The sequence below is a fragment of the Streptomyces sp. NPDC051286 genome (assembly GCF_044455345.1).
In the GTDB taxonomy this organism is placed as follows: Bacteria; Actinomycetota; Actinomycetes; order Streptomycetales; family Streptomycetaceae; genus Streptomyces.
Genome location: NZ_JBITER010000012.1, coordinates 44,234 through 66,479, shown reverse-complemented (window position 1 = coordinate 66,479; position 22,246 = coordinate 44,234). Strand labels below are relative to the sequence as shown.

At 69.2% G+C, this 22,246-nt stretch carries 19 protein-coding genes and 1 pseudogene; 9 read left to right on the top strand and 11 right to left on the bottom strand.

The annotated features are described in order from the left end of the window. Positions 1-185 precede the first annotated feature (185 nt). The 3 genes from ACIBB8_RS14950 to ACIBB8_RS14940 form a co-directional block, all read right to left on the bottom strand. Positions 186-2,381, bottom strand: a complete 2,196-nt coding sequence (locus tag ACIBB8_RS14950) for an FG-GAP repeat domain-containing protein (RefSeq protein ID WP_398952079.1) — start codon at positions 2,379-2,381, stop codon at positions 186-188. A 419-nt stretch (positions 2,382-2,800) separates the two neighbouring features. Then, positions 2,801-3,085 (bottom strand): hypothetical protein, encoded by a 285-nt coding sequence (locus ACIBB8_RS14945; RefSeq protein WP_398952077.1) that lies wholly within the window; start codon positions 3,083-3,085, stop codon positions 2,801-2,803. 364 nt (positions 3,086-3,449) lie between these two features. Then, positions 3,450-4,235 carry an alpha/beta fold hydrolase gene (locus ACIBB8_RS14940; protein WP_398952075.1) on the bottom strand — a complete coding sequence of 262 codons (786 nt, stop codon included), beginning with the start codon at positions 4,233-4,235 and terminating at the stop codon, positions 3,450-3,452. A gap of 1,309 nt (positions 4,236-5,544) precedes the next feature. On the opposite strand from ACIBB8_RS14940, the gene ACIBB8_RS14935 reads away from it, so the two are divergent. From ACIBB8_RS14935 to ACIBB8_RS14925, 3 genes and pseudogenes are all read left to right on the top strand, one after another. Next, positions 5,545-6,408: an SDR family oxidoreductase gene (locus tag ACIBB8_RS14935; protein WP_398952073.1), complete on the top strand. Its 864-nt coding sequence runs from the start codon at positions 5,545-5,547 to the stop codon at positions 6,406-6,408. Between the two features lie 66 nt (positions 6,409-6,474). After that, positions 6,475-6,648, top strand: a pseudogene (locus ACIBB8_RS14930) (IS5/IS1182 family transposase); the annotation flags it as partial. Positions 6,649-6,735: 87 nt separating this feature from the next. Further along, a complete protein-coding gene (locus ACIBB8_RS14925; protein ID WP_398952255.1) occupies positions 6,736-7,431 on the top strand; it encodes a type 1 glutamine amidotransferase domain-containing protein in 696 nt (231 codons plus the stop codon). Between the two features lie 77 nt (positions 7,432-7,508). Here ACIBB8_RS14925 and ACIBB8_RS14920 read toward each other — a convergent pair whose 3' ends face one another. Continuing rightward, complete coding sequence (locus ACIBB8_RS14920; protein ID WP_398952071.1) at positions 7,509-7,916, bottom strand: hypothetical protein; 408 nt, start codon at positions 7,914-7,916, stop codon at positions 7,509-7,511. Positions 7,917-8,303: 387 nt separating this feature from the next. On the opposite strand from ACIBB8_RS14920, the gene ACIBB8_RS14915 reads away from it, so the two are divergent. The 3 genes from ACIBB8_RS14915 (at position 8,304) to ACIBB8_RS14905 (ending at position 10,934) form a co-directional block, all read left to right on the top strand. Further along, a complete protein-coding gene (locus ACIBB8_RS14915; RefSeq protein ID WP_398952069.1) occupies positions 8,304-9,194 on the top strand; it encodes a DUF2797 domain-containing protein in 891 nt (296 codons plus the stop codon). 40 nt (positions 9,195-9,234) lie between these two features. Next, positions 9,235-10,113 (top strand): amidohydrolase family protein, encoded by an 879-nt coding sequence (locus tag ACIBB8_RS14910; RefSeq protein ID WP_398952067.1) that lies wholly within the window; start codon positions 9,235-9,237, stop codon positions 10,111-10,113. A gap of 83 nt (positions 10,114-10,196) precedes the next feature. Next, entirely contained in the window at positions 10,197-10,934 is a 738-nt protein-coding gene (locus ACIBB8_RS14905) for a response regulator transcription factor (RefSeq protein ID WP_398952065.1), read from the top strand. Positions 10,935-11,243: 309 nt separating this feature from the next. On the opposite strand, the gene ACIBB8_RS14900 is transcribed toward ACIBB8_RS14905, so the two are convergent. Continuing rightward, positions 11,244-12,086, bottom strand: coding sequence for an endonuclease/exonuclease/phosphatase family protein (locus ACIBB8_RS14900; protein WP_398952063.1), 843 nt, complete (start codon positions 12,084-12,086; stop codon positions 11,244-11,246). 149 nt (positions 12,087-12,235) lie between these two features. Between ACIBB8_RS14900 and ACIBB8_RS14895 the strand changes: the two genes are divergently transcribed. Further along, a complete protein-coding gene (locus tag ACIBB8_RS14895; protein ID WP_398952062.1) occupies positions 12,236-13,759 on the top strand; it encodes an MFS transporter in 1,524 nt (507 codons plus the stop codon). A 108-nt stretch (positions 13,760-13,867) separates the two neighbouring features. After that, complete coding sequence (locus tag ACIBB8_RS14890; RefSeq protein WP_398952060.1) at positions 13,868-14,626, top strand: TetR/AcrR family transcriptional regulator; 759 nt, start codon at positions 13,868-13,870, stop codon at positions 14,624-14,626. A 413-nt stretch (positions 14,627-15,039) separates the two neighbouring features. Here the strand turns inward: ACIBB8_RS14890 and ACIBB8_RS14885 are convergent, their stop codons facing one another. The 4 genes from ACIBB8_RS14885 to ACIBB8_RS14870 all read right to left on the bottom strand — a co-directional run bounded on the left by ACIBB8_RS14885 (position 15,040) and on the right by ACIBB8_RS14870 (position 19,531). Beyond that, complete coding sequence (locus tag ACIBB8_RS14885; RefSeq protein WP_398952058.1) at positions 15,040-15,510, bottom strand: PPOX class F420-dependent oxidoreductase; 471 nt, start codon at positions 15,508-15,510, stop codon at positions 15,040-15,042. Between the two features lie 9 nt (positions 15,511-15,519). Further along, complete coding sequence (locus ACIBB8_RS14880; RefSeq protein WP_398952056.1) at positions 15,520-16,335, bottom strand: YceI family protein; 816 nt, start codon at positions 16,333-16,335, stop codon at positions 15,520-15,522. Positions 16,336-16,490: 155 nt separating this feature from the next. Then, positions 16,491-18,986 (bottom strand): MFS transporter, encoded by a 2,496-nt coding sequence (locus ACIBB8_RS14875; RefSeq protein ID WP_398952054.1) that lies wholly within the window; start codon positions 18,984-18,986, stop codon positions 16,491-16,493. 23 nt (positions 18,987-19,009) lie between these two features. Beyond that, entirely contained in the window at positions 19,010-19,531 is a 522-nt protein-coding gene (locus ACIBB8_RS14870; protein ID WP_398952052.1) for a MarR family winged helix-turn-helix transcriptional regulator, read from the bottom strand. 614 nt (positions 19,532-20,145) lie between these two features. Between ACIBB8_RS14870 and ACIBB8_RS14865 the strand changes: the two genes are divergently transcribed. Beyond that, positions 20,146-20,364: a hypothetical protein gene (locus ACIBB8_RS14865; protein WP_398952050.1), complete on the top strand. Its 219-nt coding sequence runs from the start codon at positions 20,146-20,148 to the stop codon at positions 20,362-20,364. A gap of 23 nt (positions 20,365-20,387) precedes the next feature. Here ACIBB8_RS14865 and ACIBB8_RS14860 read toward each other — a convergent pair whose 3' ends face one another. Then, the gene (locus ACIBB8_RS14860) at positions 20,388-21,215 is read right to left on the bottom strand and encodes a hypothetical protein (RefSeq protein ID WP_398952048.1); all 828 of its coding nucleotides are present in this window, start codon (positions 21,213-21,215) and stop codon (positions 20,388-20,390) included. Positions 21,216-21,272: 57 nt separating this feature from the next. Further along, entirely contained in the window at positions 21,273-22,139 is an 867-nt protein-coding gene (locus tag ACIBB8_RS14855; protein WP_398952045.1) for an RNA polymerase sigma factor SigF, read from the bottom strand. Positions 22,140-22,246 lie beyond the last annotated feature (107 nt).

Genomic DNA, 22,246 nt, shown 5'->3' with positions numbered 1-22,246 from the left:
CCGCGCCGCGAGGAGGACCGTACCGCTGCCATTCCTCGCCCCGCCGCGCGGGTCACCCGGTCCGCACGTACACGTCGCCGCGAACGGCCGCCGAGGCGGGCGCCGTTCAGGTCGGGGCCCCAAGTCAGCGACCTGGGGCTTGTTCGCTGTTCGCACCTCTCACCTCCGCGTGCCATTTCGGCTGGTCAGAGGAGCGGGTCCAACCCGGTAATGCGGGCACCGGGGGGCTCGGTAGCGGGAAACGGGGCCTTCCACTGACCCGTGCCGTAATAGAACCTCATGTATGTGGAGGGGCCGCTGTCGCTCCCGGGGACGGTGACCAGGTCGCTCCAACCGTCACCGTCGACGTCCCCCGGGCCGACGATCCGGTACCCGCTCCAACCGCTGCCGATCCGTGTCCGGGGCGCGAACGTGCCGTCGCCCTTGCCGAGGTAGAGCCATAGCACGCCGGACCTGTCGCGGGCGACGAGGTCACCGGCCGGGGCGCCAGCGAGGTTGCCAGTCGCGGTCAGCTGGTTGTAGATGCCCCAGCCGCCGCCGATTCTCTTACGAACGGCGAAGGTTCCGTCTCCCTTGCCGGGGTAGAGCCACAGCACGCCGGCCTTGTCCGTGGCGAGGAGGTCGTTCCGGCCGTCGCCGGTCAGATCGGAGCCGCTGGTGAGCTTGTCGTAGATGTTCCACCCGCCGCCGACGCGCTTGCGGGGGGTGAGGGTGCCGTTGCCGTTGCCCACGTACGACCAGAGGATGCTGGCCTTGTCGCGGGCGACGAGGCCGGTGGCGGCGGGGACGATCCGGTCGTACATGTTCCACCCGCCGCCGATCCCGGTCCGGCGCGGCGTCTGGTCGTACGTCAGATGTTGGAGCTGGCCGACGTCATACAGGGACAGAACGCCGGTCGAGGAGCGGCTGAAGATGTCCGGCGAACCATTGCCGTCGAAGTCGTGCGGACGGGGCGCGCGAGTGACGGTGAACGAACCGGTGCGTTCGACGGCCGGGCCGATGTCGTTGGCGGGCTCGGCCCTCATCGTCCACGTGTACGCGCCCCGGTACGCCGGAAACGTGTCGAGGAGGCCGTCCCAGTCCAGGCGGAAGTCCGTCGTGTCCGTCACGGGCGCCCAGGCCATGACGGTGCCGGACGTGCCCGTGGCGGTGTGGACCAGCTTTAGGGTGACGCGCGCGTTGGAGCGGCTGAGCGTCCAGCCGGCCGGTACCTTCCCGCGCGCCTGGTCGAGGTCGATCACGCCGGACGGAGCCAGGGGCTCGGACAGGGCGGTGAGTGCGGTGGGGACTCCGGTGGTCGCCAGGACGGACACGGTCGGTCGACCGCCGTTCGCGCCGGGTGTGATCTGGTACAGCCCCTCGCCGTGCTCGATCGTACCGCCGGTCGCGATCAGACCGCCGTCGGCGGTCGGGACGACGGAGGTGGCGTGCGCGAGGAGTTGGATGGTCTCGCCCGTCATCAGCGATTGAGCGGTCAGCCCGGGCAGACCGAACGGGCGCAGCGCGGTGAAGGCACCGGGGTCGCTGTACACGGCCCAGTCGCCCGCGAGGCCGAGCGTCAGCGTGGTCTCGTTCGCCCTCTCCACCCACTTGCTGCGGCTGATCCCCTCGGAGCCTCGCCGTGCCACGGCCAGGACGGCCTTCCCCTCGGCATCCCGCTCCTGCCAGACCACGTGGGTCCGCGACCCGCTGACGGCACGGACGACGTTCTTGTTGTTCAGGATGTCGTACGCCGCCGTCACCGAGGCCGAGGCGAGGTCCACGACGGCCAGCCGCTGCTCCCATGTCCCGTCCGTGAGCTTGAAGCCGCGGAGCAGCAACGCGTCCGGGTCAGAGTTCTGCGCGGCCTGCCACGCCACGCCCTCCGGCAGGCCGGTCACCGTCCGGTCCACGACCCGGCCCTGGTCGTCCTCACCGAGCAGGTGCAGCTCCTGCCGAGTGTCCACGCGCTTCGAGGCGACGAGCGTGGTCCCCTGGTACCCGATCGCGCCGTAGACCCCGCCGAGGTCGTAGGAGACCAGCTCCTCGCCTGTGGCCATGTCGAGGAAGGCGCGTGTGGTGCCGTCGGTCCGGACGACGGTGTCCGTGCCCGGGTTCGCCCCGTACGGGCCGCCTGGCAGCGGGGTCCGGGTGCCGTCGTACCGCGTCCACGTGTAGACGTCGGTCTCGCCCTCCTTGTGACGCGACAGGAAGCCCGTGGGCCCGCCGGAGAGGGCGACCGTGCCGGGCGGCACGGAGATCGCCTGCTGCTGGGTCGCGACGGATGCCGTCACCACCGGGCCGGCCGCGAGGGCCGGAGTGGTCAGGGCGCCGGCCGTCACAGCGAGGGCGACGGCGGCGGCAACGGCGAGGCGCCGACCGGCGGGGCTGAGGTGGTTCAAGGGAAGTCCTCCCGAGCGCTGTGGTCGTGGCGCCTCTAGGTGCCACGACCACAGCGACTCACGACAGCCGTTCAGGGTTGTACAGCCGTTCGGAAGTTCGCGGGTCAAGTGATGGGAGCGTATGCGGATGCGGCAGCCGTTGTGGCCTTGCTGGCCGCAGCCGTCGCACAGCAGCGGCGTACCGCAACCCCAGCAACCGACCCCGTCCGATAGCGTCCCTCCGGGGCCTCGGCGCGGCCGGTATGACCGTCGCTGACCAAACCGGCCAGAGCTACGGATCAGAAGATTGCAGGTTCGAATCCTGCCGAGTGCACAGCAGCCAGAGGCCCTGTGGAGTAATCCACAGGGCCTCTGGCTTTTGCTTTGACGCCAGTGCTTGACGGCAACCGCCTGAGCGGGGTGCGGGGCGGATCAGACCGCTACGAGGGCGGCCGCCACGCTGTCCTCCTCATCGGGATCGTTGTGATCCTGCGAGTGTCGGCGCCCTGCTCGTGGAGCAGGGACGTGAACATGTGGCGCAGGTCACGGAAGCAAACCTTATGGACCCCGGTGCGGGCGCACAGGGCCTCGAAGGGCCGGTTCAGGTTGCGCGGCTCTATGGGGGTCCCCTTCTTCGCGGTGAGGACGAGGCCTTGGCCGGTCCCCTTCCAGTTCGTGTCAGCGGCCTTCCGGTCGGCGATCTGCTGGGCACGGAGCAAGGTCACGCACTTGGCCGGCAGGGCCACGCGGCGGGCCGAGCGCTGGGTCTGCGCCCATGTTTGTACCGGTTGTCGACTGCGGTGCTCTTCCATCCGTATGGGCCGGAGTGCGGCCGAGCTCCCGCGGCGTGGTGGGAGCTGCGCAACCTCGGGCGGGGAGGAAGGGGCTGGGGGTGACCGGCTTTATCCCGCGCGGGGGCGGTGCCGGCCATGACCGAGGTGCCGCCTGATGCCCCCCCGGCTCCGGGTGATCCCGGGCCCCGGCGTCCTCGCTGCGCATCGCGTGGGTGACCGCGGACGTGCTCTGCAGGTGGGCCTCCGGTGTGTGGGAGGCCCCTCGCCGCCTGTGCTCGGGGTGCTGCCTGTTCGCCTACTGGTGACTGGTGTCGCGGGCCGCGCTCACGATGAGATCGGTGACCGCCTGGGGGTGGGAGATCAGGGACACGTGCGAGGAGTTGATCTCCACCGTCTTACGCGCGTGTGCGCGCTTGGCCTCGTACCGCTCGAGGCTCGGGTCTATGGCCCGGTCCTGCGTGCCGACGAGCACGTAGACCGGCTTGTCCCGCCAGGCCGCTGCGGTGAGCTTGTCGGCGAACGCCGACTGCGCGATCGGGCGCTGCGTCGACGCCATGACGGACGCCTGCTGCTGCGGGAGGTCCTGGGCGAAGGTCGCGTGGAGCTTGGCGGCCTGGATGTACACGTCCGTGCCCGTGGTGCCGTCGCCGTTGCGGAACGGCACTTGCCTGAGCGCCTTGGTGAGCGGGGCGGCCGGGAACTTGCCGGAGAGGCTGGCGAACGACTCACCTTTGTCCGGCATGATCGCGTTGACGTACACCAGCGCCTTGACGTTGTCGAGCCCGGCGGCCGCCTGCGAGATCACCCCGCCGCCGTAGGAGTGTCCGACGAGGACGATCGGCCCCTTGATGGTCTTCAGGAGGCTGTTCAGATACGTCGAGTCCTGGGGTATGCCGCGCAGCGTATTGGGTGGGGCGATGACCTGGTAGCCGCCCCGCTGCAGGCGCTGCACCACTCCATTCCAGCTGGACCCGTCGGCGAATGCTCCGTGTACGAGCACCACGGTCGGCTTCTGGTCCCCCGGGGCCGTGCCGAGGTCGTCTGCGGCATGAGTCGGCACCACGGTCAGGGCGGAGAACATCGCCACTCCGAGGGCCAGTCTTCCCCCGCCTGATTTCAAGATCCCAGAGATGGTCATGTGCTTCCATTTCGTCGGCGTGCAAGGTGAAATCGGCCTTTTCGGCGACTGAGAACGGCAAGGATCGTGCGGAAGGAGTCGGCCATAGCTGCCGCGATTGCCGTATCCGGTCGGCGACGTGAACCCGGAGGGGGAGTCTCCGGCGCGGAAAGCGGAGAGCCGGCGCCACGTGCTTAGTGCCGTGACCGGCCATGTGTGCCCCATGAGGAGCGCCATCCGGTGCGTGCGATCGCAAGACGGCCGGACGTCCTTGGACGGGGTCTTTCCTGCTCGAACGGAGCTGAGAGCTTGGGGAAGGAGCTACCAGGGATTGTGGCCGACGCGGCGAGCGGGCGTGCTGGCCAACGCTAGGGGGCAAAGCTTGCCGGGAAGGGCACTAGATCAGCGTAGCCATGAATCGACTGCGGGCAAGCCGAGCGGTTACCCAGAGATCGGTGAATGACACCCACTCGCATATCGAATTACTCGTTGATCTGTCTCACATAATCTTCAAGACCGTGTCCGGTGTGGTGAGGCGGACGAGTCGCATGTGGCAGCAGATGGCGGCTGCCAGGCCGAGAAAGACACTTCTTGCCGGAGGCCTGGTGAGGGGTCAGGCGCCAGCGCAGGCCTTCAGGCCGCGGGCGTCTGCGAAGCGTTGGCGGTCGTCACCGATCTCGGCCGACACCCGGGCGCTCGCGAGCCGCGTGCCCACCTGTGGGTGCAGGAAGCCGAACCCGCCACGCCGACGGCTGCGCCTCAGGCCCGACCCTGGAGCGTCTTCTGGCGCGCGCTGCCCGCAGCGGCGCCGTCGCGGACCACTCGACTGGACGCAACAGAGGTGCAGATCGAAGCTCCCAGATTGACTCTGGGACAGGGGACGCCGTGAGTATCCAGGCCAAGTACTGGTCTTCACAGTGCTGGTGGTTCGGATTCGGGGCTTGTGATGGGGCTGCACACCAATAAAGGCAACCGGCACGATGGCTTTCACGAGGCCCGAGCAGGTCTGGATCAGGTGTCATTTCCAGGTGGGCGAACGTTCCGACCTGGAAACGTGAATGGCATAGCTGGGCGAGTTGGGGATCAAGCACACTCCGATCAAGAGCGAAACGGAACCGTTCGTGTACTCGACGGTCGATTCCGCGACGCAGACAACGTCCAACTCGAGTTCGTCGCCGTCGACTAGAAGACGGAACTGCGCGAGGCGTCCCCCACTCGGCGGCCAGAGCCTCGATGACCGCTGAACCAGCAATATGAAAGGAAGCACATCAACATGGCGAGTGCAGCACTCAAGAAGGTCCTCATCACAGGGGCGGGTACCGGCTTCGGGTATGAAACCGCCATGCGCTTGGCGGAAAAGGGCTTCGTCGTGATCGCCGCGGTGGAGATCTACGCCCAGGTCCAGACGCTGAAGCGGCAGGCGACCGAGCGAGGGGTAAGCCTGCAGGTCGAGAAGCTCGATGTCACCAACGACGGTGATCGTCGCAAAGCTCTCAACTGGGGTGTGGAGATCCTCGTGAACAACGCAGGAGTCGGCGAAGGTGGCTCAACAGTTGACATTCCCGCACCGAACATCCGGCACCAGTTCGAGGTCAACGTCACCGGACCGCTGCTTCTCACTCAGGGGATCGCCAAGCAGATGGTCAAGCGCGGCGCCGGAAGAATCGTTTGGGTCTCATCCCGAGAGGGCCTGAACGTCAACCCCTTCACCGGCCTCTACTCCGCCTCCAAGCACGCGGTCGAGGCGATCGCCGAAACCATGGCCTACGAGCTGCAGGAGCACAACATCGAAGTCGCCACGGTCAACCCCGGGCCATTCCTGACCGGCTTCAACGACCGGATGTTCCAGACCTGGGAAAGCTGGGAGGACGATCCGTCTCAGCGGCTTTTTGACTACTCCAAGCTCGCCTTCCCCCGAGCACAGTTCGATCCTGAAGCGGTCTATGCGACGTTGACGTCCGTCGCGGCCGGAGAGGTCGACAGTTTCCGTAATCTGGAGCCCACGTCGATGCTCGAAGAGACCAAGCGCCTCCAGCAGATTCCCTGGGAGCGTAAGGTCACGGATGGCCTCGGGACCCAGCATCAGGCCATCCAGCACTCCTACGAGATGCAGCCTGAGACTCCCGTCGCCGGCTGACCGCTTCCCAACGGACATAAGCAGTCCGGCCTGAGATGCGCTGGAGCAGATCACAGCCGGACGACGGTGATCGCAGACGGCGGCTACCGAGGCAGCAGTCTGGTCATCCGCGGCGGCGAGAATGGCCAGGCCGAAACTGCCGCCCTGGAAAGAGGAACACAACGCCTCCTACCGGTACACGCACACGTCGAACACGCTTTTGTCCGCATGAAGAACTGGAGGATCATCCGGCCGCAGGTTGCGGTCTCCAAGCTGCCCGCCCACACTTTCTGTAGACGTTTATTCCCTATGTCCTTTCGAGGGCAACGGCTTCCACAGGAGCGTCCTATGGCCAAGATCCTGTGTGTGCTGACAGGCGCGAGCTACTGGACCCTGAAGGATGGGCACCGACACCCCACCGGGTACTGGGCCGAGGAGTTCGTGGCGCCTTACAGCGTGTTCACCGACGCCGGACACGAGGTCACCGTGGCAACTCCGCGTGGGGTCGTCCCCGTTGTGGACACGATGAGCCTGGAGCCCCGCATGGCGGGCGGCGAGGAGAACGCCCTCCGGGAGGAGGCCGTCATCGAGTCGGCGGATGAGCTTCGGCATCCCATCTCCCTCAAGGAGGTGCGCCTCGAGGACTACGACGCCGTCTACTACCCCGGAGGTCACGGCCCGATGGAAGACCTCTCGGTCGACACCGACTCCGGGACACTGCTGCGAAAGGCACTCGCTTCCGGCAATCCACTCGGCATCGTCTGCCACGCCCCGGCCGCTCTCCTCGCGACCCGTGACGCAAAAGGCAACACGCCCTTCGCGAACTACCGTCTGACGGGTTTCTGCAACGAAGAGGAGGCCGGTGTCGGTTTCGCCGACAAAGCCAAGTGGCTGCTGGAGGACGAACTGAAGAAGCTGCCCACCCAGTATTCGCGAGGTCCTGCCTGGGAGCCCTATACGGTCGTGGACCGCAAACTCTTCACAGGGCAGAACCCCGCTTCCTCGGGCCCTCTTGCCAAAGAGCTCGTCAAGGCGCTGTCCTGACGGAAGACCAGGTCAGGGGAGATGTCAACTACCCTCCCGCCCCTGCACTGCGGGTGCGGTTCGGTCCGCCGAATACCCTAACCGGCGCTGGTCGGTCTTCCGGGAATGTCAATCCAGCGGGCGGCTGCGTCGAAGGTCCCCGCCGGGGTGCTGTTGAACGCGATCGCCGCGTCGGGAGCGTGTCGTCGAATCAGATTGAGCACCTGCTCGAACAGCTGGAGCTGGTCTTCGGCCTTCCGCACACCGCCGCCGACAACTACGCACTCCCAGGGTCGGGCAGCCAAGGCAGCGGCGACGACCGCCTCCACGTTGTCGCTGCCGTCGAGGCCGAACAGACAAGTCTCAACGCCGACGCCGTGCTCAGCGAATCGAGCGATCCCCACCTCGATTGCGTCGGCTACCGGCTTGGGGTCCCAAGGTCCGGGAACCCGGTACGGATCGAGCCCAATCACGAGGACGCGGGGTGTCGGGGCCGTTGTGTCCACCCCTGGACCCTACGTCGCAGTAATCGGAAGGAGTAGTCAAAAACGCGGATCCGCGTGTCGAGAGACTTGAGCGTCTACCCCCGATTCGTGCTGCTCGGGTCGCTCCCGGTGATCTTCTCGCCTCCCTCCGTCAGGAGCGATCCACAGGTACTGAGCATTGCTCGTTCGAATCCTGCCGGGTGCACAGCAGGCCAGAGGCCCCCGGGAGGAATCCCGGGGGCCTCTCGCGTTGTCTATACGGGAGTGCGTTCGGCAGTCCGTACGGCAGTGAGCTGCGTCAGTTTCGGTGGGAGTTGTTTGCGCATGGGGTCGCAGGACCAGCGGGGCAGGCGGCACCCGGATACGGCGTGGACGCGGCCGGGGAGCGTGGAGGGCTTGTCCGGGTCTGTGGTTTCCACGGGGGGCTGGCGGTGCAGTGGGCTGCGGTGGCCCGAGGGGGCCGACGCGCCCGTGCTCGGGTGGCTGGGGAACGCGGCGCGGGTGAGTGTCCTCGGGTACGGGAAGGAGCTCGGGTTCCGGGCAGCGGGTGAGCGGCACTGTGTGGGGGCGCGGGGAAACGTGTGTCCGCTGGGCGCCCTGGTGTCCGGGCGGAGTACGGGGGCGCGGTGCCCGGAGTGTGCGCGGCTGGACCGGGCGCATTCGGTGGCCGCCGACACGATCGCCGACGACCCCCGGACGTACCGCGTCTATCTCGCCTGGTTCGGGCCCGGGATGGTGAAGGTCGGCATCACCGCGGAGGAGCGGGGTGCGGCGCGGCTGCGGGAGCAGGGAGCCGTGGTCTTCAGCTGGCTGGGGCGCGGCCCGTTGATGGCGACGCGGCGGACCGAGGAGCTGCTCCGGGCGGCGCTGGGGGTACCGGACCGGATCCCGTACGCACGCAAGCGCGCCGTGCGGGCCGTGCTGCCGGGTGCCGCCGAGCGGGTCGCGGAGGTCGAGGAGCTGTACGGGCAGGCGGCGGCGCTGGAGACGGGGGCGGGATGGCCGCAGTCGCTGGAGCGGCTGCCGTTCGATCCCGTCGACCACACAGGGGTGTTCGGACTGGACGGGCCGGTCGAGGTGGGGCGGGCGGTGACCGGGCTGGTGGACGGCGGGGTGGTCGGCGGGCGGCTGGTCGCGGCCGCCGGGCCCGATCTGCATCTGGCGACCGCGGACGGGGTGGTCGTGCTGGACACCCGGCTGATGACCGGCTGGGAGCTGGTGGGGGCCGATGCGCGGTCGGGGGTGACCGTGCCGGTGGTCGGCATCGGGGGCGGCGGCGTGCAGGACGGGCTGTTCTGAGATCGTCGGTGCTCCGGGCGGGCCGGATGAGGAGTGCGCGATGAGTGGCGAGAACAATGACGTGGTGCGGTTCTGGGAGCGCCTCGGGCTGCCGGGGCTGATCGACGTCCATACGCACTTCATGCCGGAGCAGGTGCTCCGCAAGGTGTGGGCGTACTTCGACTCCGCCGGACCGCTGACCGGCATGGAATGGCCGATCGCCTACCGGCACGACGAGGACGAACGGCTCGCGCTGCTCCGGTCCTTCGGGGTGCGGCGGTTCACCTCGATGCTCTACCCGCACAAGGCGGGGATGGCGGCCTGGCTGAACGGCTGGGCGGCCGACTTCGCGCGCCGGGTGCCCGACTGCCTGCACACGGCGACCCTCTTTCCCGAGGAGGGCGTGGAGCGTTATGTCCGCGAGGCGGTCGAGGCGGGGGCGCGCGTCTTCAAGTCGCACCTCCAGGTCGGGGCGTACGACGCCAACGATCCGCTGCTGGAGCCCGTGTGGGGGCTGCTCGCCGACGCCGGGATCCCGGTGGTGATGCACTGCGGGTCGGGGCCCGCGCCCGGCGCGTACACCGGGCCCGAGCCGGTCGGCCGGCTGCTCGCCCGGCATCCGCGGCTGCGGCTGGTGGTGGCGCACCTGGGGATGCCCGAGTACACGGAGTTCCTGGCGCTGGCTGAGACCTACCCCGAGGTGCGGCTCGACACGACGATGGCGTTCACGGACTTCTCGGAGGGGTTCACGCCGTTCCCGGTGGCGGAGCGGGGGCGGCTCGCCGGTCTCGGGGACCGGATCCTGCTGGGGACGGACTTCCCGAACATTCCGTACCCGTACGTGCATCAGCTGCACGCGCTGGAGCGGCTGGAGTTGGGCGACGACTGGTTGCGCGCGGTCTGTTACGGGAACGCGCACGCGCTGTTCGGCCGGGGCTGAGCGCTCCCGGGCACGTCCGCATTCTTAGGGAATTCACAGAATCGGGAAAGGACCCTCTCAGAGGCGTGCCGCATCGTCGGGGCATGACGACGACCTCGCCCCAGGGGCGTACCGAACTGCTGAGTCCGGACCGCAGTCCCGTCCGTGTGCTGGTCGTGGACGACGAGGCTCCGCTTGCCGAGCTGCTCTCCATGGCCCTGCGCTACGAGGGCTGGGAGGTGCGCAGTGCCGGAGACGGTGCGAATGCCGTCCGGGCGGCACGCGATTTCCGGCCCGACGCCGTGATCCTCGATGTGATGCTGCCTGATACGGACGGGCTCTCGGTCCTCGGTGACCTGCGCCGGGAGCTCTCCGAGGTCCCTGTGCTGTTTCTGACCGCGCGCGACTCGGTGGAGGACCGGATCGCCGGGCTCACGGCGGGCGGCGACGACTACGTGACGAAGCCGTTCAGCCTGGAGGAGGTCGTGGCGCGGCTGCGCGGGCTGATCCGGCGGTCCGGGACGGCGGCGGTACGAAGTGAGTCGACGCTCGTCGTCGGTGACCTGGTGCTCGATGAGGACAGCCACGAGGTGAGCCGGGGCACGACGTCCATCCACCTCACCGCGACCGAGTTCGAGCTGCTGCGCTTCCTGATGCGCAATCCGCGAAGGGTGCTGAGCAAGGCGCAGATCCTCGACCGGGTGTGGAACTACGACTTCGGCGGGCAGGCGAACGTCGTCGAGCTGTACATCTCGTATCTGCGCAAGAAGATCGACGCCGGACGGACGCCGATGATCCACACCCGGCGCGGGGCCGGGTATCTCATCAAGCCCGGTGAATGACCCGGTGAGCGGTCGGGCGCGGCGGCGGTCGGAGCGGAGAGGGCGGCGGTCGTGGACGCTGCCTCGGGTCGCCGCAACCGCCACCCGGGATTCCGAACTCCGTGTGCACAGTGGCGAGGTGGCGCCCCTGGAGCGGGTCCCGGACGCCGAGGTCCGTCCGCGGACCGAGGCCGGGCAGGTGGCGGTGGCGGCGACAAGGGCGCCTCGTCCCGGATAACTTCATGGGTGGAGGACACCTTCACGAAGGTCACCGTGGGCAGTTCGACCTTCTCTGACCTGACCCGGCCGACCGGCTGACTTCGCAGTCCCTCAGCGCCGGAGCAGCAGCAGATCTGCGACGACCGGGCGGTGGTCCGAGGCAAGTGTCTCGGCCACCGCCGCGTCGCGTACCCGCACGCCGTCCTTCGACACCGCCACGAAGTCGATCCGTTTCACCGGGTTCAGTGCGGGGAAGGTCGGCGCATTCGGGTCGGCATCGGTCAGGTCCTCCCACAGCGGGGCCAGCTCCGGGGCGCCCGGTTCCGCGTTGAAGTCGCCGAGAAGCACCTTCCGCCCCTCGTCCTCCGCCATGATCCGCCGGGTGTCGGCGACCTGTGCGATCCGTACGGACGGGTTGCCGCGGTAGTCGAGGTGCGTCACATACACATGCACGGGCATCCCCTTCACCCGTACGACCACTTCACCGAACCCGGGTGCGGGCTCCGGCACGGGGTTGGGGACCTGGGTGGAGAGCCGGGTGATCTCGTGGTTCTCGGCGCTGAGGATCCGGTACTTCGACAGCACCGCGACCCCGAACTCACGCCGGGACGCACCGGGAGTCTCCGGATCGAGGCTGTAGATCGGGGCGAACGACACCTGCATGTCGAGCCGTTTTGCCAGCTCGCCCGCGACATCGCGCCACTCGCTGCGCGTGCCCCAGTGGACGTCGACCTCCTGAAGCCCGATCACATCCGCGTCGAGCGAGCGGAGGTCCGCCGCCTGCCGGTCCAGATCGAAGACGTTGTCCATGCCCGAGCCGGCATGGATGTTGTACGTGGCGACGCGCAGAGGCACCGGATGCCCCTGCCCGGCAGCTCCGGCGGGCGGGGCGGCGACCGCCCCCAACAGACCCGCCGCAATCAGGACTTCCACCGTACGACGACGCAGTGACATGCCACTCCAGCCCTAGTCGGCTCCCTGTTGATCAGCGTCGAGCACCGTACCCAGCGAAAGTAACTTGTACACCGTATGGGGCTGCTTTACGGTGTACAACGCTTTCCCTTGTACACCGTAAAGGAACCTCAGGAGCTCAAGGAGCCCGCATGACGGCGACCGCCGCCGAGCAGAACCACCTCTCGTCACCGAGCCACCCGCAACGCTGGCTGATCCTCGGCGTCATCTGCCTCGCCCAGCTCACCGTGCTGCTCGACAACACCGTCCTCAATGTCGCGATCCCCTCCCTCACCCGGGAGCTGGACGCGTCCACCGCCGACGTGCAGTGGATGATCAACGCCTATTCACTGGTCCAGTCGGGTCTGCTGCTCACGGCCGGAAGTTCCGCCGACCGCTACGGCCGCAAGAAGATGCTGGTCGCCGGCCTCGCCCTGTTCGGCATCGGCTCGCTGGTGGCCGGACTGGCCCAGACCTCCGTGCAGTTGATCGCCGCCCGGGCCGGCATGGGCATCGGCGGTGCGCTGCTGATGACCACGACCCTTGCTGTCGTCGTCCAGATCTTCGACGAGACCGAACGGGTCAAGGCGATCGGCGTCTGGTCGACCGTCAGCTCGCTCGGCTTCGCTGTGGGACCGCTGATCGGCGGAGTGATGCTCGACCACTTCTGGTGGGGTGCGATCTTCCTGATCAACATTCCGGTCGCCGTCATCGGCCTGGCCGCGGTGATCCGTCTCGTCCCGGAGTCCAAGAACCCGCACGGCGAGCGCCCCGACCTGCTCGGCGCGCTGCTGTCCACCATCGGCATGGCCTCCGTCGTGTACGCGATCATCTCCGGCCCGGAGCACGGCTGGACCTCGGGCCAGGTGCTGCTGACCGCGTTCATCGGGGTCTCGGTCCTCACCGGATTCGTGCTGTGGGAGCTGCACATTCCGTACCCGATGCTGGACATGCACTTCTTCCGGAACCAGAAGTTCGTCGGGGCGGTCGCGGGCGCGATCCTGGTCGCCTTCGGGATGGGCGGCTCGCTCTTCCTCCTCACCCAGCAGCTCCAGTTCGTCCTCGGATACGAGCCGCTGGAGGCGGGTCTGCGTACGGCTCCGTTGGCGCTGAGCGTCGTCGCGCTCAACCTCACGGGCCTGGGCGCCAGGCTGGTGCCCAAGCTGGGCACGCCTGCCACGATCGCCGCCGGGATGAGCCTGCTGGCCGCGGGTCTCGCCGCGATCGCCCTGCTGGGCGGCAACGGCTACGGCGGCATGCTGCTCGGCCTGGTCGTCATGGGCGCGGGCATCGCACTCGCGATGCCGGCCATGGCCAACGCGATCATGAGCGCCATCCCGCCGGCGAAGGCGGGGGTGGGCGCCGGGGTCAACGGCACGCTCGCCGAGTTCGGCAACGGTCTGGGGGTCGCGGTCCTCGGCGCGGTGCTGAATTCGCGGTTTGCGGCGCTCGTGCCGGCGGCCGTCGGGGCCGCCTCGCTTCCCGCGGCGCTCGCGGCGGCGACCGACGACGGCGAGCGGCAGCGGATCACCGACGCCTTCGCCTCGGGACTGGAGACCAGCCAGCTGGTCGGGGCGGTGGCGGTGCTGGCGGGCGGGCTGCTGGCTGCCGTGCTCCTGCGCCGGGCGGAGCGGGCAGAATCTGTTCAGGCAGACTCGGCCGCGGCAGCGGCATAGCATCAGGCGGGGGCGTACCGGACTGTACGAATCCGGTTCGTGCGCACGGGGCACGGATCCGGTTCGGTCATCCCGTCCGTCCCGCAGGCAAGACGAGGAGAGTGCGCCATGGTGTCCGCGGCCGACCGTGCGAAGAACCCTGTCAGGACCAGTGTGTGGCTGGATCAGCGGGCACCGTCGCGCACCCGTAAATCGGACCAGCCGGCCGGTCTCGACCGAGACAGGATCACCGAGGCGACGGTCCGGCTGCTGGACGCCGAGGGTCTCGCCAAGTTCTCCATGCGCCGGCTCGCCGCCGAGCTGGACGTCACCGCGATGTCCCTCTACTGGTACGTCGACACCAAGGACGACCTGCTGGAGCTGGCCCTCGACTCGGTCTACAGCGAGATCGCGCCTCCCCGGGAGGAGGCGCACTGGCACGACCGGCTCCGCGAACTGGCCACCAGCTACCGGGAGCTCCTGGTCCGGCACGTCTGGGTGTCGCCGCTCGCCGGATACTTCCTCAACATCGGCCCGCACTCGATGCTGTTCTTGTACGCCGTCCAGGACGTGATCCGGGCGACCGGGCTGCCGCTGCACCAGCAGACGGGTGCTCTCTCGGCGGTCTTCCAGTTCGTGTACGGATTCGGCACCATCGAGGGCCATATCGTGCAGCGTTCCGCGGCGGCGGGGCTCAGCCAGGACGAGTTCTTCCAGCAGGCGTTGGGCACCATCCGGTCCCAGCCGCGGCTCAGCCGGATCGTCGAGTCGTCGCAGGATCTGATGGACGCCCGCGGCGGTGACACGGTCGAGGAGATGCGCGAGCGGGACTTCACCTTCGCCCTGGACCTGCTGATCGCGGGGATCGAGGCGATGCGGGGCCGCTAGTTTCGAAAGGGGCGTCGTCCGCCTGTAGGGCGGGCCTGGCGGCGTCTGGTGCGTGCGATCGCAAGGCGGAGGGTCGCCCCGCTACTGGGCGTATCGGGGCGAGCCTGACAACGCAGCGAGCGTGCGTGCCGGGCGGCGCGACGGGGCAAAGCCTGCCGGGAGGGGCATTTGTGTCCCTCCCGGCAGGGAACCACACCAGCGGCCCGCCCCGCGGCGCATCCGGCAGGGCTGCCCCTGCACGGATGAAGGGTTTCTCCGGCGGCCCGCCGGAGAAACCCTGTTCCACCGGGCGGCCGGTGATCCGCTCCAGACCGCGGACGACGGAGGCGCCGACGGCCGGTGCGGCCTGCAGCCGGGCCCGCGTGAGCAGGCCCGGCGCCGGAAGGACGTTCCCACTCATCCTGGAACAGCGGTCAGCTGCCGGGCGCCAGGCGGGCGGGGAAACCGCCCGTGGCAATGGGCCCCCACCGCTCCGGGGTGATCCGGATGATCGACTTGCCCTGCTTCACCATCGCCGCCCGGTACTCGTCCCAGTCCGGGTGCTCTCCCGAGATGTTCCGGAAGTACTCGACGAGCGGTTCGACCGAGTCCGGTGCGTCGATCACCTCGGCCGACCCGTCGATCTGCACCCACGGCCCGTTCCAGTCGTCCGACAGGACGATCACGCTCACGCGCGCGTCCCGCTTCGCGTTCCGGGTCTTCGCCCGTTCGGGGTAGGTCGAGACGACGACCCGACCGGCGTCGTCGACGCCGCACGTCAGCGGGGATCCCTGAGGGCGGCCGTCGGCCCGGGTGGTCAGCAGGATCGCCCGGTGCCGGGGCCGTACGAACGCCAGCAACTCATCGAGGTCCACGGCGGTGTTGGTCGCGATGTGGGGTGCCATGGCCGCAGACTACGACGGCAGGGACTCGCCCTGCACGGCCTGGATGTCCAGCTCCACCCGCAGCGTCGTGCCGATCGCCGAGATCCCCGCCTGTACCACCTGGTTGTAGTTCATGGCGAAATCGTCGCGGCGCAGCTCCGCCGTTGCGCTGAATGCCGCGCGCACCCCGCCCCACGGGTCGGGGCCGGTGCCGAGGTAGCTCAGGTCCAGGTCGACCGGGCGCTCGACGCCGCGCATCGTCAGCAGGCCGTGCACGGTCCAGCGGTCGGGGCCGGCCGGAGTGAGCCCGTCCGAGCGGTACGTGATCTCCGGGAACCGGTCCGCGTCGAGGAAGTCCGGCGAGCGCAGGTGCTTGTCCCGCATGCCATTGCCCGTGTCGATGCTGGCCGCGCTGATCACGGCGTCGACGCGGGAGCGGTGGACCTCCTCCGCGATCTCGATCCGGCCGCCGAACTCGGTGAACCGGCCGCGCACGCTGGAGATCCCCAGGTGCTGCGCGACCGCCCCCACCGAGCAGTGGGCCGGGTCCAGCGACCAGGGACCCGGCGGCGGCAGTTCCACGCCGCCCTGGCGGGCCAGCACCACTGTGCCGACCTCGACCCGTCCGCTCGCCGTGACGAGGGCGGTCGACGCGGCGGGGGCGTACCCGACCGCGGTCACGATCACCGTGTACGCGCCGGCCGGGAGCAGGGCGTCGGTCCGTACCGCCCCGTCCTCGTCGGCGGTGGCTCGCAGCACCTGGGTGCCGGTCATGTCGGTCACCGTCACGACCGCGTGCTGGACGGCCCAGCCGTCCCGCGTCCGTACCTGTGCGCGAAGTCCCATCCCGTTTCTCTCCTTGCTCCATGACTCAATGAGTCGGCCCCGGGGCGGGGACGGCAGGCCGTCCCCTGCCTGCCGTACCCGCCACCGGGGCCCATTTCCACCGGGGGCAGCGTCTCCGCTCGAAGCGCTGCCCGCCAGGGGTCTGTGTTACTCGATCACTCGCCGGGGTGGGCGAGCTCGATGTCGTGGCCGTCGACCCCGCGACCGGCCACGGTCAGCGCGCCGGCCATCGGCGGGTAGCCGGTCGCGATGACCGAGTACTCGCCCGCGTCCAGGTCGGCGAAGGCGTACGCCCCGTCCTCCCCGGTCGTCGAGGTGGCGACCACATTGCCCGCCGCGTCGACCAGCGTGACGCGGGCGTCCGGCAGCGGCCGCCGGGCCGAACCGGCCCGCACGACACCCTGGACCAGCGCACCGGACTGCAGGACGGCGTCGACCCGGGTGACACCCTGGCCGCCGATCTCCACCGGCAGCGCCAGCGGACGGAAGCCGACGGCGTTCACCGCGACGGTCACCGCACCGGGCACCAGTTCGGCGAAGGTGAACTCGCCGGTCTCGGCGGACGTGCCGGTGGCCAGCACATCACCGCGCACATCGGTCACGATGACCATGGCCCCGTCGACCGGATCACCGCTCTCGGCGGCCCACACGGTCCCGGCCAGGCCGCTCGTACCGGCGAGCAGGATGTCGTACGACAGCTGCCGGTCGCCGATGACCACGGTGGACGCCTGCGGCTGGAAGCCGTCGGCGGACGCGATCAGGACGTAGCTGCCGGCGCCCGGGGCGTCCAGACGGTAGCTGCCGTCGGCCTGGGCGACGGAGCGCCCCAGCTGCCGGCCGCCCAGCGAGATCAGCGTGACCGCGGCCTGGGCGACGGGTGCGCCCTCGGCGCCCCGCACCACACCGCTCACCGGGGTGCCCTGCACGGTTGCCACCGGAGCTTCGAGCGTGTCGGCCGAGGTGACCTGGGCCGCGCCCTCGGAGACCAGCGCGGCTGCACCGGACGGAACCTCGGCGAGCACCGCGGAGGGAACCGCGGCGGGAGCCTCGGCCTCCGCCGGGGCGGCGTTCGCCGCGTTCGTCTTCAGCGCGACCTCCTTGATGAAGATCGTGATGAGGAAGGCCATCAGCGCGGCCGGAGCGGCGTACAGGAAGACGTCGCCGACACCGTGCCCATAGGCGCTTTCCATGACCGTGCGGAACGGTGCGGGCAGCTTGTCCAGGTCGGGGATGCCCCCGCCGCCGGTGCCGCCGTGGCCCAGGGCCGCGCCCTTCGGACCGAGGTCCGCGAGGCCGTCCTTGACGTAGTGGGTGACGCGGTTCGCCATGACGGCGCCCAGCGCCGAGACGCCGATCGCGCCACCGAGGGAACGGAAGAAGGTGACGACGGAGCTGGCCGCCCCGAGGTCGGACGGGGCGACCTGGTTCTGCGCGGCGAGCACCAGGTTCTGCATCATCATGCCGGTGCCGAGACCCATCACGAACATGAAGATCGCGATGTGCCAGTACTCCGTGTCGTACCGGATCGTGCCGAGCATCCCGAGCCCGGCGGTGACCAGGAAGCCGCCGCTGACCAGCCAGGCCTTCCAGCGGCCGGTCTTGGTGATGATCTGACCGGAGATGGTCGACGAGAGGAACAGGCCGGTGATCATCGGGATCGTCATGACGCCGGACATCGTCGGCGACTTGCCCCGCGCCAGCTGGAAGTACTGGCTGAAGAAGACGGTGCCCGCGAACATCGCGATACCGACGAACAGCGAGGCGACCGAGGCCAGCGTGATGGTGCGGTTGCGGAAGAGGCGCAGCGGGATGATCGGCTCGCTGGCCCGGTACTCCGTGTAGACGAAGAGCAGGGCGAGCACCAGGGAGCCGGCCAGCATCACGCCGGTCTGCCAGGACAGCCAGTCGTACTTGTCACCCGCGAAGGTCACCCAGATCAGCAGCAGCGATACGGCGGCGCTGATGAAGAACGCGCCCGTCCAGTCGACCTTGACGTCACGCTTGACGACCGGGAGCTTCAGGGTCTTCTGGAGCACGATCAGCGCGATGACCGCGAACGGCACACCGACATAGAAGCACCAGCGCCAGCCCATCCAGCTGGTGTCGGTGATGACACCGCCGAGCAGCGGACCACCGACGGTGGCGACGGCGAAGACCGCGCCGAGGTAGCCGCTGTAGCGACCGCGCTCACGCGGGGCGATCATCGCGGCCATCACGATCTGGGCGAGGGCGGAGAGACCGCCGACGCCGATGCCCTGGACGACACGGCAGGCGATGAGCATGCCGCTGCTGGTCGACATACCCGCGACGACCGAGCCCAGGACGTAGATGACGAGCGCTATCTGGACCAGCAGCTTCTTGCTGAACAGGTCGGAGAGCTTGCCCCACAGCGGAGTGGTGGCGGTCATCGCGAGCAGCGAGGCCGTGACGACCCAGGTGTACGCGGACTGGCCGCCGCCGAGGTCCGAGATGATCTGGGGGAGAGCGTTGGAGACGACGGTCGACGACAGGATCGCGACGAACATGCCGAGCAGCAGCCCGGTCAGTGCTTCCATGATCTGCCGGTGTGTCATCGGCGCGCCGTCGGAGGAAGGATGACCTCCGTGCTTGGCGTGGCCGCCCCGCACACCGGTTGGTGTGGTCGTAGCCATTGAGTTCCTTTGCTTTGCTTCTGTTACACGGGTGTACGGGTGTGCGAGTCGTGGTCGCTGTCGGCGGGCCGCGTGCGGCACTCGTGGCTGTGCCTTCCGGGGGCGCACCCACCGGAACCGCGACAGGCGAAACTGTCACGCAGCCGGGCCAACAACGTGTTGAGCTGTCCGACCTCGTCGTCGGACCATTCCTGAAGGTTGTGGGCGAACAATTCGGCGGTCCGCCGGTTGAGGTCGCCGAGTACCGCGCTTCCCGCGGGGGTCAGCCGCAGGATGCGGGACCGCTTGTCCGCCGGGTCCGGAGACCGTTCTATCCAGCCTCGCTCGGCCACATGGGCGACATGCCGGCTCGTCACCGACATGTCGACGGCCATCAGCTCGGCCAGTGAGCTGATCCGCATTTCGCCGTGCCGGCAGAGCAGGGCCAGCACGGCGGCGGATCCGCCAGGACATTCAGCAGGGAGGATGCGGGCGAGTTCGCGCTTGACGGCCCCGATGGCGCTGAGTTGCCGGGCCAGTTCTTCGTACTGTCTCCGTGCGGCCACAGGACCCCCTTGCATCTTGTTGCTTAGGGCAACCATATAAGTGTTGGTTGCCGCAGGCAAACGAAAGTTCCCTTGCAGAAGTAAAGGAACGTAAAAGGCCGTGTAGGGCCGGCATCAAGGGCCCAGCGTGCGCCGGGTGGATTTCGTGGGTGTGTGTCTTGTGCCACATGTCGGGGTGGGGGGGGGGGCCGCGGGGGGGCCCCCCCCCCCCCCCCCCCCCCCCCCCCCGCGAGGGGCGGGCGGTGGCCCCGAAACGGCAATAAACCCCGAGCGTTACTCGGGGCCCGGCCGTCGCCCCGTAGGGGCATAAGGTGCCGCCGGACCGCTAGGGTCCTGCCCCATGGCACACAACCGTTCCTTGGCGCCCGGCGCGAGGTGCTGTGCGTCTGGCGGGTCATCCCGAACGGTCCTGGATGACCTGGTTCTCCGCTTTCGCACCCCGGTGGCGGCACGCGTCATGCGCGTGATCCAGTCCGTGGCGGACAGAGTCCCTGGTGCGAGAGGGGGCGAGCGTTGGCCGCAGGACACTCTCCCACGTGGCGACGCTAAAGTTCCACAGGCTTCATATCGCAGTATCCGACGAGCACTTCACCCGATCGAGTGGGAATGCATTCATGCGCAATCAGCCGCCGGTAAATGGCAACCCCCAGGGCCCCGAGGGCAACCACGACCCCGCGGGCAGCACCCAGATGTTCCGAGCCTTCGTCGACGAGGGCGAGCCGCAGCGTCGGCAGCAGCCGGCCGCGTCGTCCGGACCGAAGACCGGAGTGATCGTCGCCGTCGTCGCGGTGATCGTCATCCTCGGGGCGGTCGGCTGGCTCGCGCTCGGCTGACCCGACCCCGCCCCTTCCATCCGTCACTTCCAGACGGCGGTGATGTCCCGGGTCTCGACGTGCATGCCCAGGGGCACCCGCCAGGCGTCCACACAGACGGTGTACGTCTTCTCGCGCGCCGCTCCCGCGTCGATCGGCGCGGGCAGCGGCGCGGGCGTTTCCACGGTCGTCCAGTCGACCCCGAGCCCGCCGATGATGTGCGTGGCGAAGGTGACCGTTCCCGACCGGGCCGGTGAACCGCCGGTATTGCGGAACTCGACAGTCACCTTCTCGCACCAGCGGTGATCGGCCGCCGCCCGCTCGGGTGCCCCCAGGGTCAGCACGGCAGGTCCCGCGGGCGCGGTGGGCCCCGGTGCGGACGGGGAGGGAGTCGCGGAGCCGCCCCCCGCACCGCCCGATGCCGTGCCACCGGTACCGCTGACATCTGTACTGCCGGCGGAGCCCGTGCCGCCCGCGGAACCCGCAGCGCCCCCGGTGGTGCCGGCGGAGGTGCCGCCGGATCCGCTGGAGGACTGCGCGCCGCCGCTCGTGCGGTCGCCCGCACGACTGCCGGTGCCGCGCGTGTCACCAAAGTCGCCGCTCGCCACGGAGGAGCCCGGCTTCGGCCCCGTACCCCCGCTGCCGCCGCCCTCCCCGTCCAGCGGAATCAGCGTCACCCTGCCCGAAGGCGCGACCGGGCCCTTGGGTGCCTTCTCCGGGCCGGTGCCGGCCGCGCCGACTGCCGCATAGCCGTCTCCGCCGCCCGCTCCGGCGCCGCAGGCGGCGAGTGCTCCGCCCAGGCACAGCACGGCCGCCGAGGCGGCGATCACGGTGCCCCGGCGGCCGGTCGGGCCGAATGTCTGACGTCGCATCGCGCAAGTGTGGCTGACGGTCCGTCAATGCGGAACCCTCGCGCGCCTGGGTGTGGGTCAGTCGGCGATGAGCCCCTCCCTGAGCTGGGCGAGCGTCCGGGTCAGCAGACGTGAGACGTGCATCTGCGAGATGCCGACCTCCTCGCCGATCTGCGACTGGGTCATGTTGGCGAAGAACCGCAGCATGATGATCTGCCGCTCCCGGGGCGGGAGTTTGGCCAGCAGAGGCTTCAGCGATTCGCGGTACTCGACGCCTTCCAGCGCGGAGTCCTCGTAGCCGAGCCGGTCCGCGAGCGAGCCCTCGCCGCCGTCGTCCTCCGGGGAGGGCGAGTCCAGTGAGGAGGCGGTGTACGCGTTGCCGACGGCCAGGCCGTCGACCACGTCCTCCTCGGAGACCCCGAGCGCCGCCGCCAGCTCCGGCACGGTCGGCGAACGGTCGAGCTTCTGGGCCAGCTCGTCGCTCGCCTTCGTCAGCGCGAGCCGCAGCTCCTGGAGCCGGCGCGGCACCCGCACCGACCAGGAGGTGTCGCGGAAGAAGCGCTTGATCTCGCCGACGACGGTGGGCATGGCGAACGTCGGGAATTCCACGCCCCGTTCGCAGTCGAACCGGTCGATCGCCTTGATCAGGCCGATCGTGCCGACCTGGACGATGTCCTCCATGGGTTCGTTACGGCTCCGGAACCGCGCCGCGGCGTACCGCACCAGCGGGAGGTTGAGCTCGATGAGTGTGTCCCGCACGTAGGCACGCTCCGGGCTGTCCGGTCCGTCGGGCCCCAGTGCGGGACCCAGGGCGGCGAGCCGCAGGAACAGGGAGCGGGACAGCGTGCGGGTGTCGATGGCTTCCGATGAGCTGGTGAGCACAGCGGGTGCGGGTGCGCTCTTCGCGAGCGTGAGCACCTTCGAGCTGCCCTGTTCTGCGGACATGCCACCCCCTTGAGGTCGCGGACGGTCGCGGTAGCCACGACCATCGGAGGAACGCAGCCTCCACCTGAATACCGGAGGTGGGGCTGCGGCAAACGCGGTTCACGCAG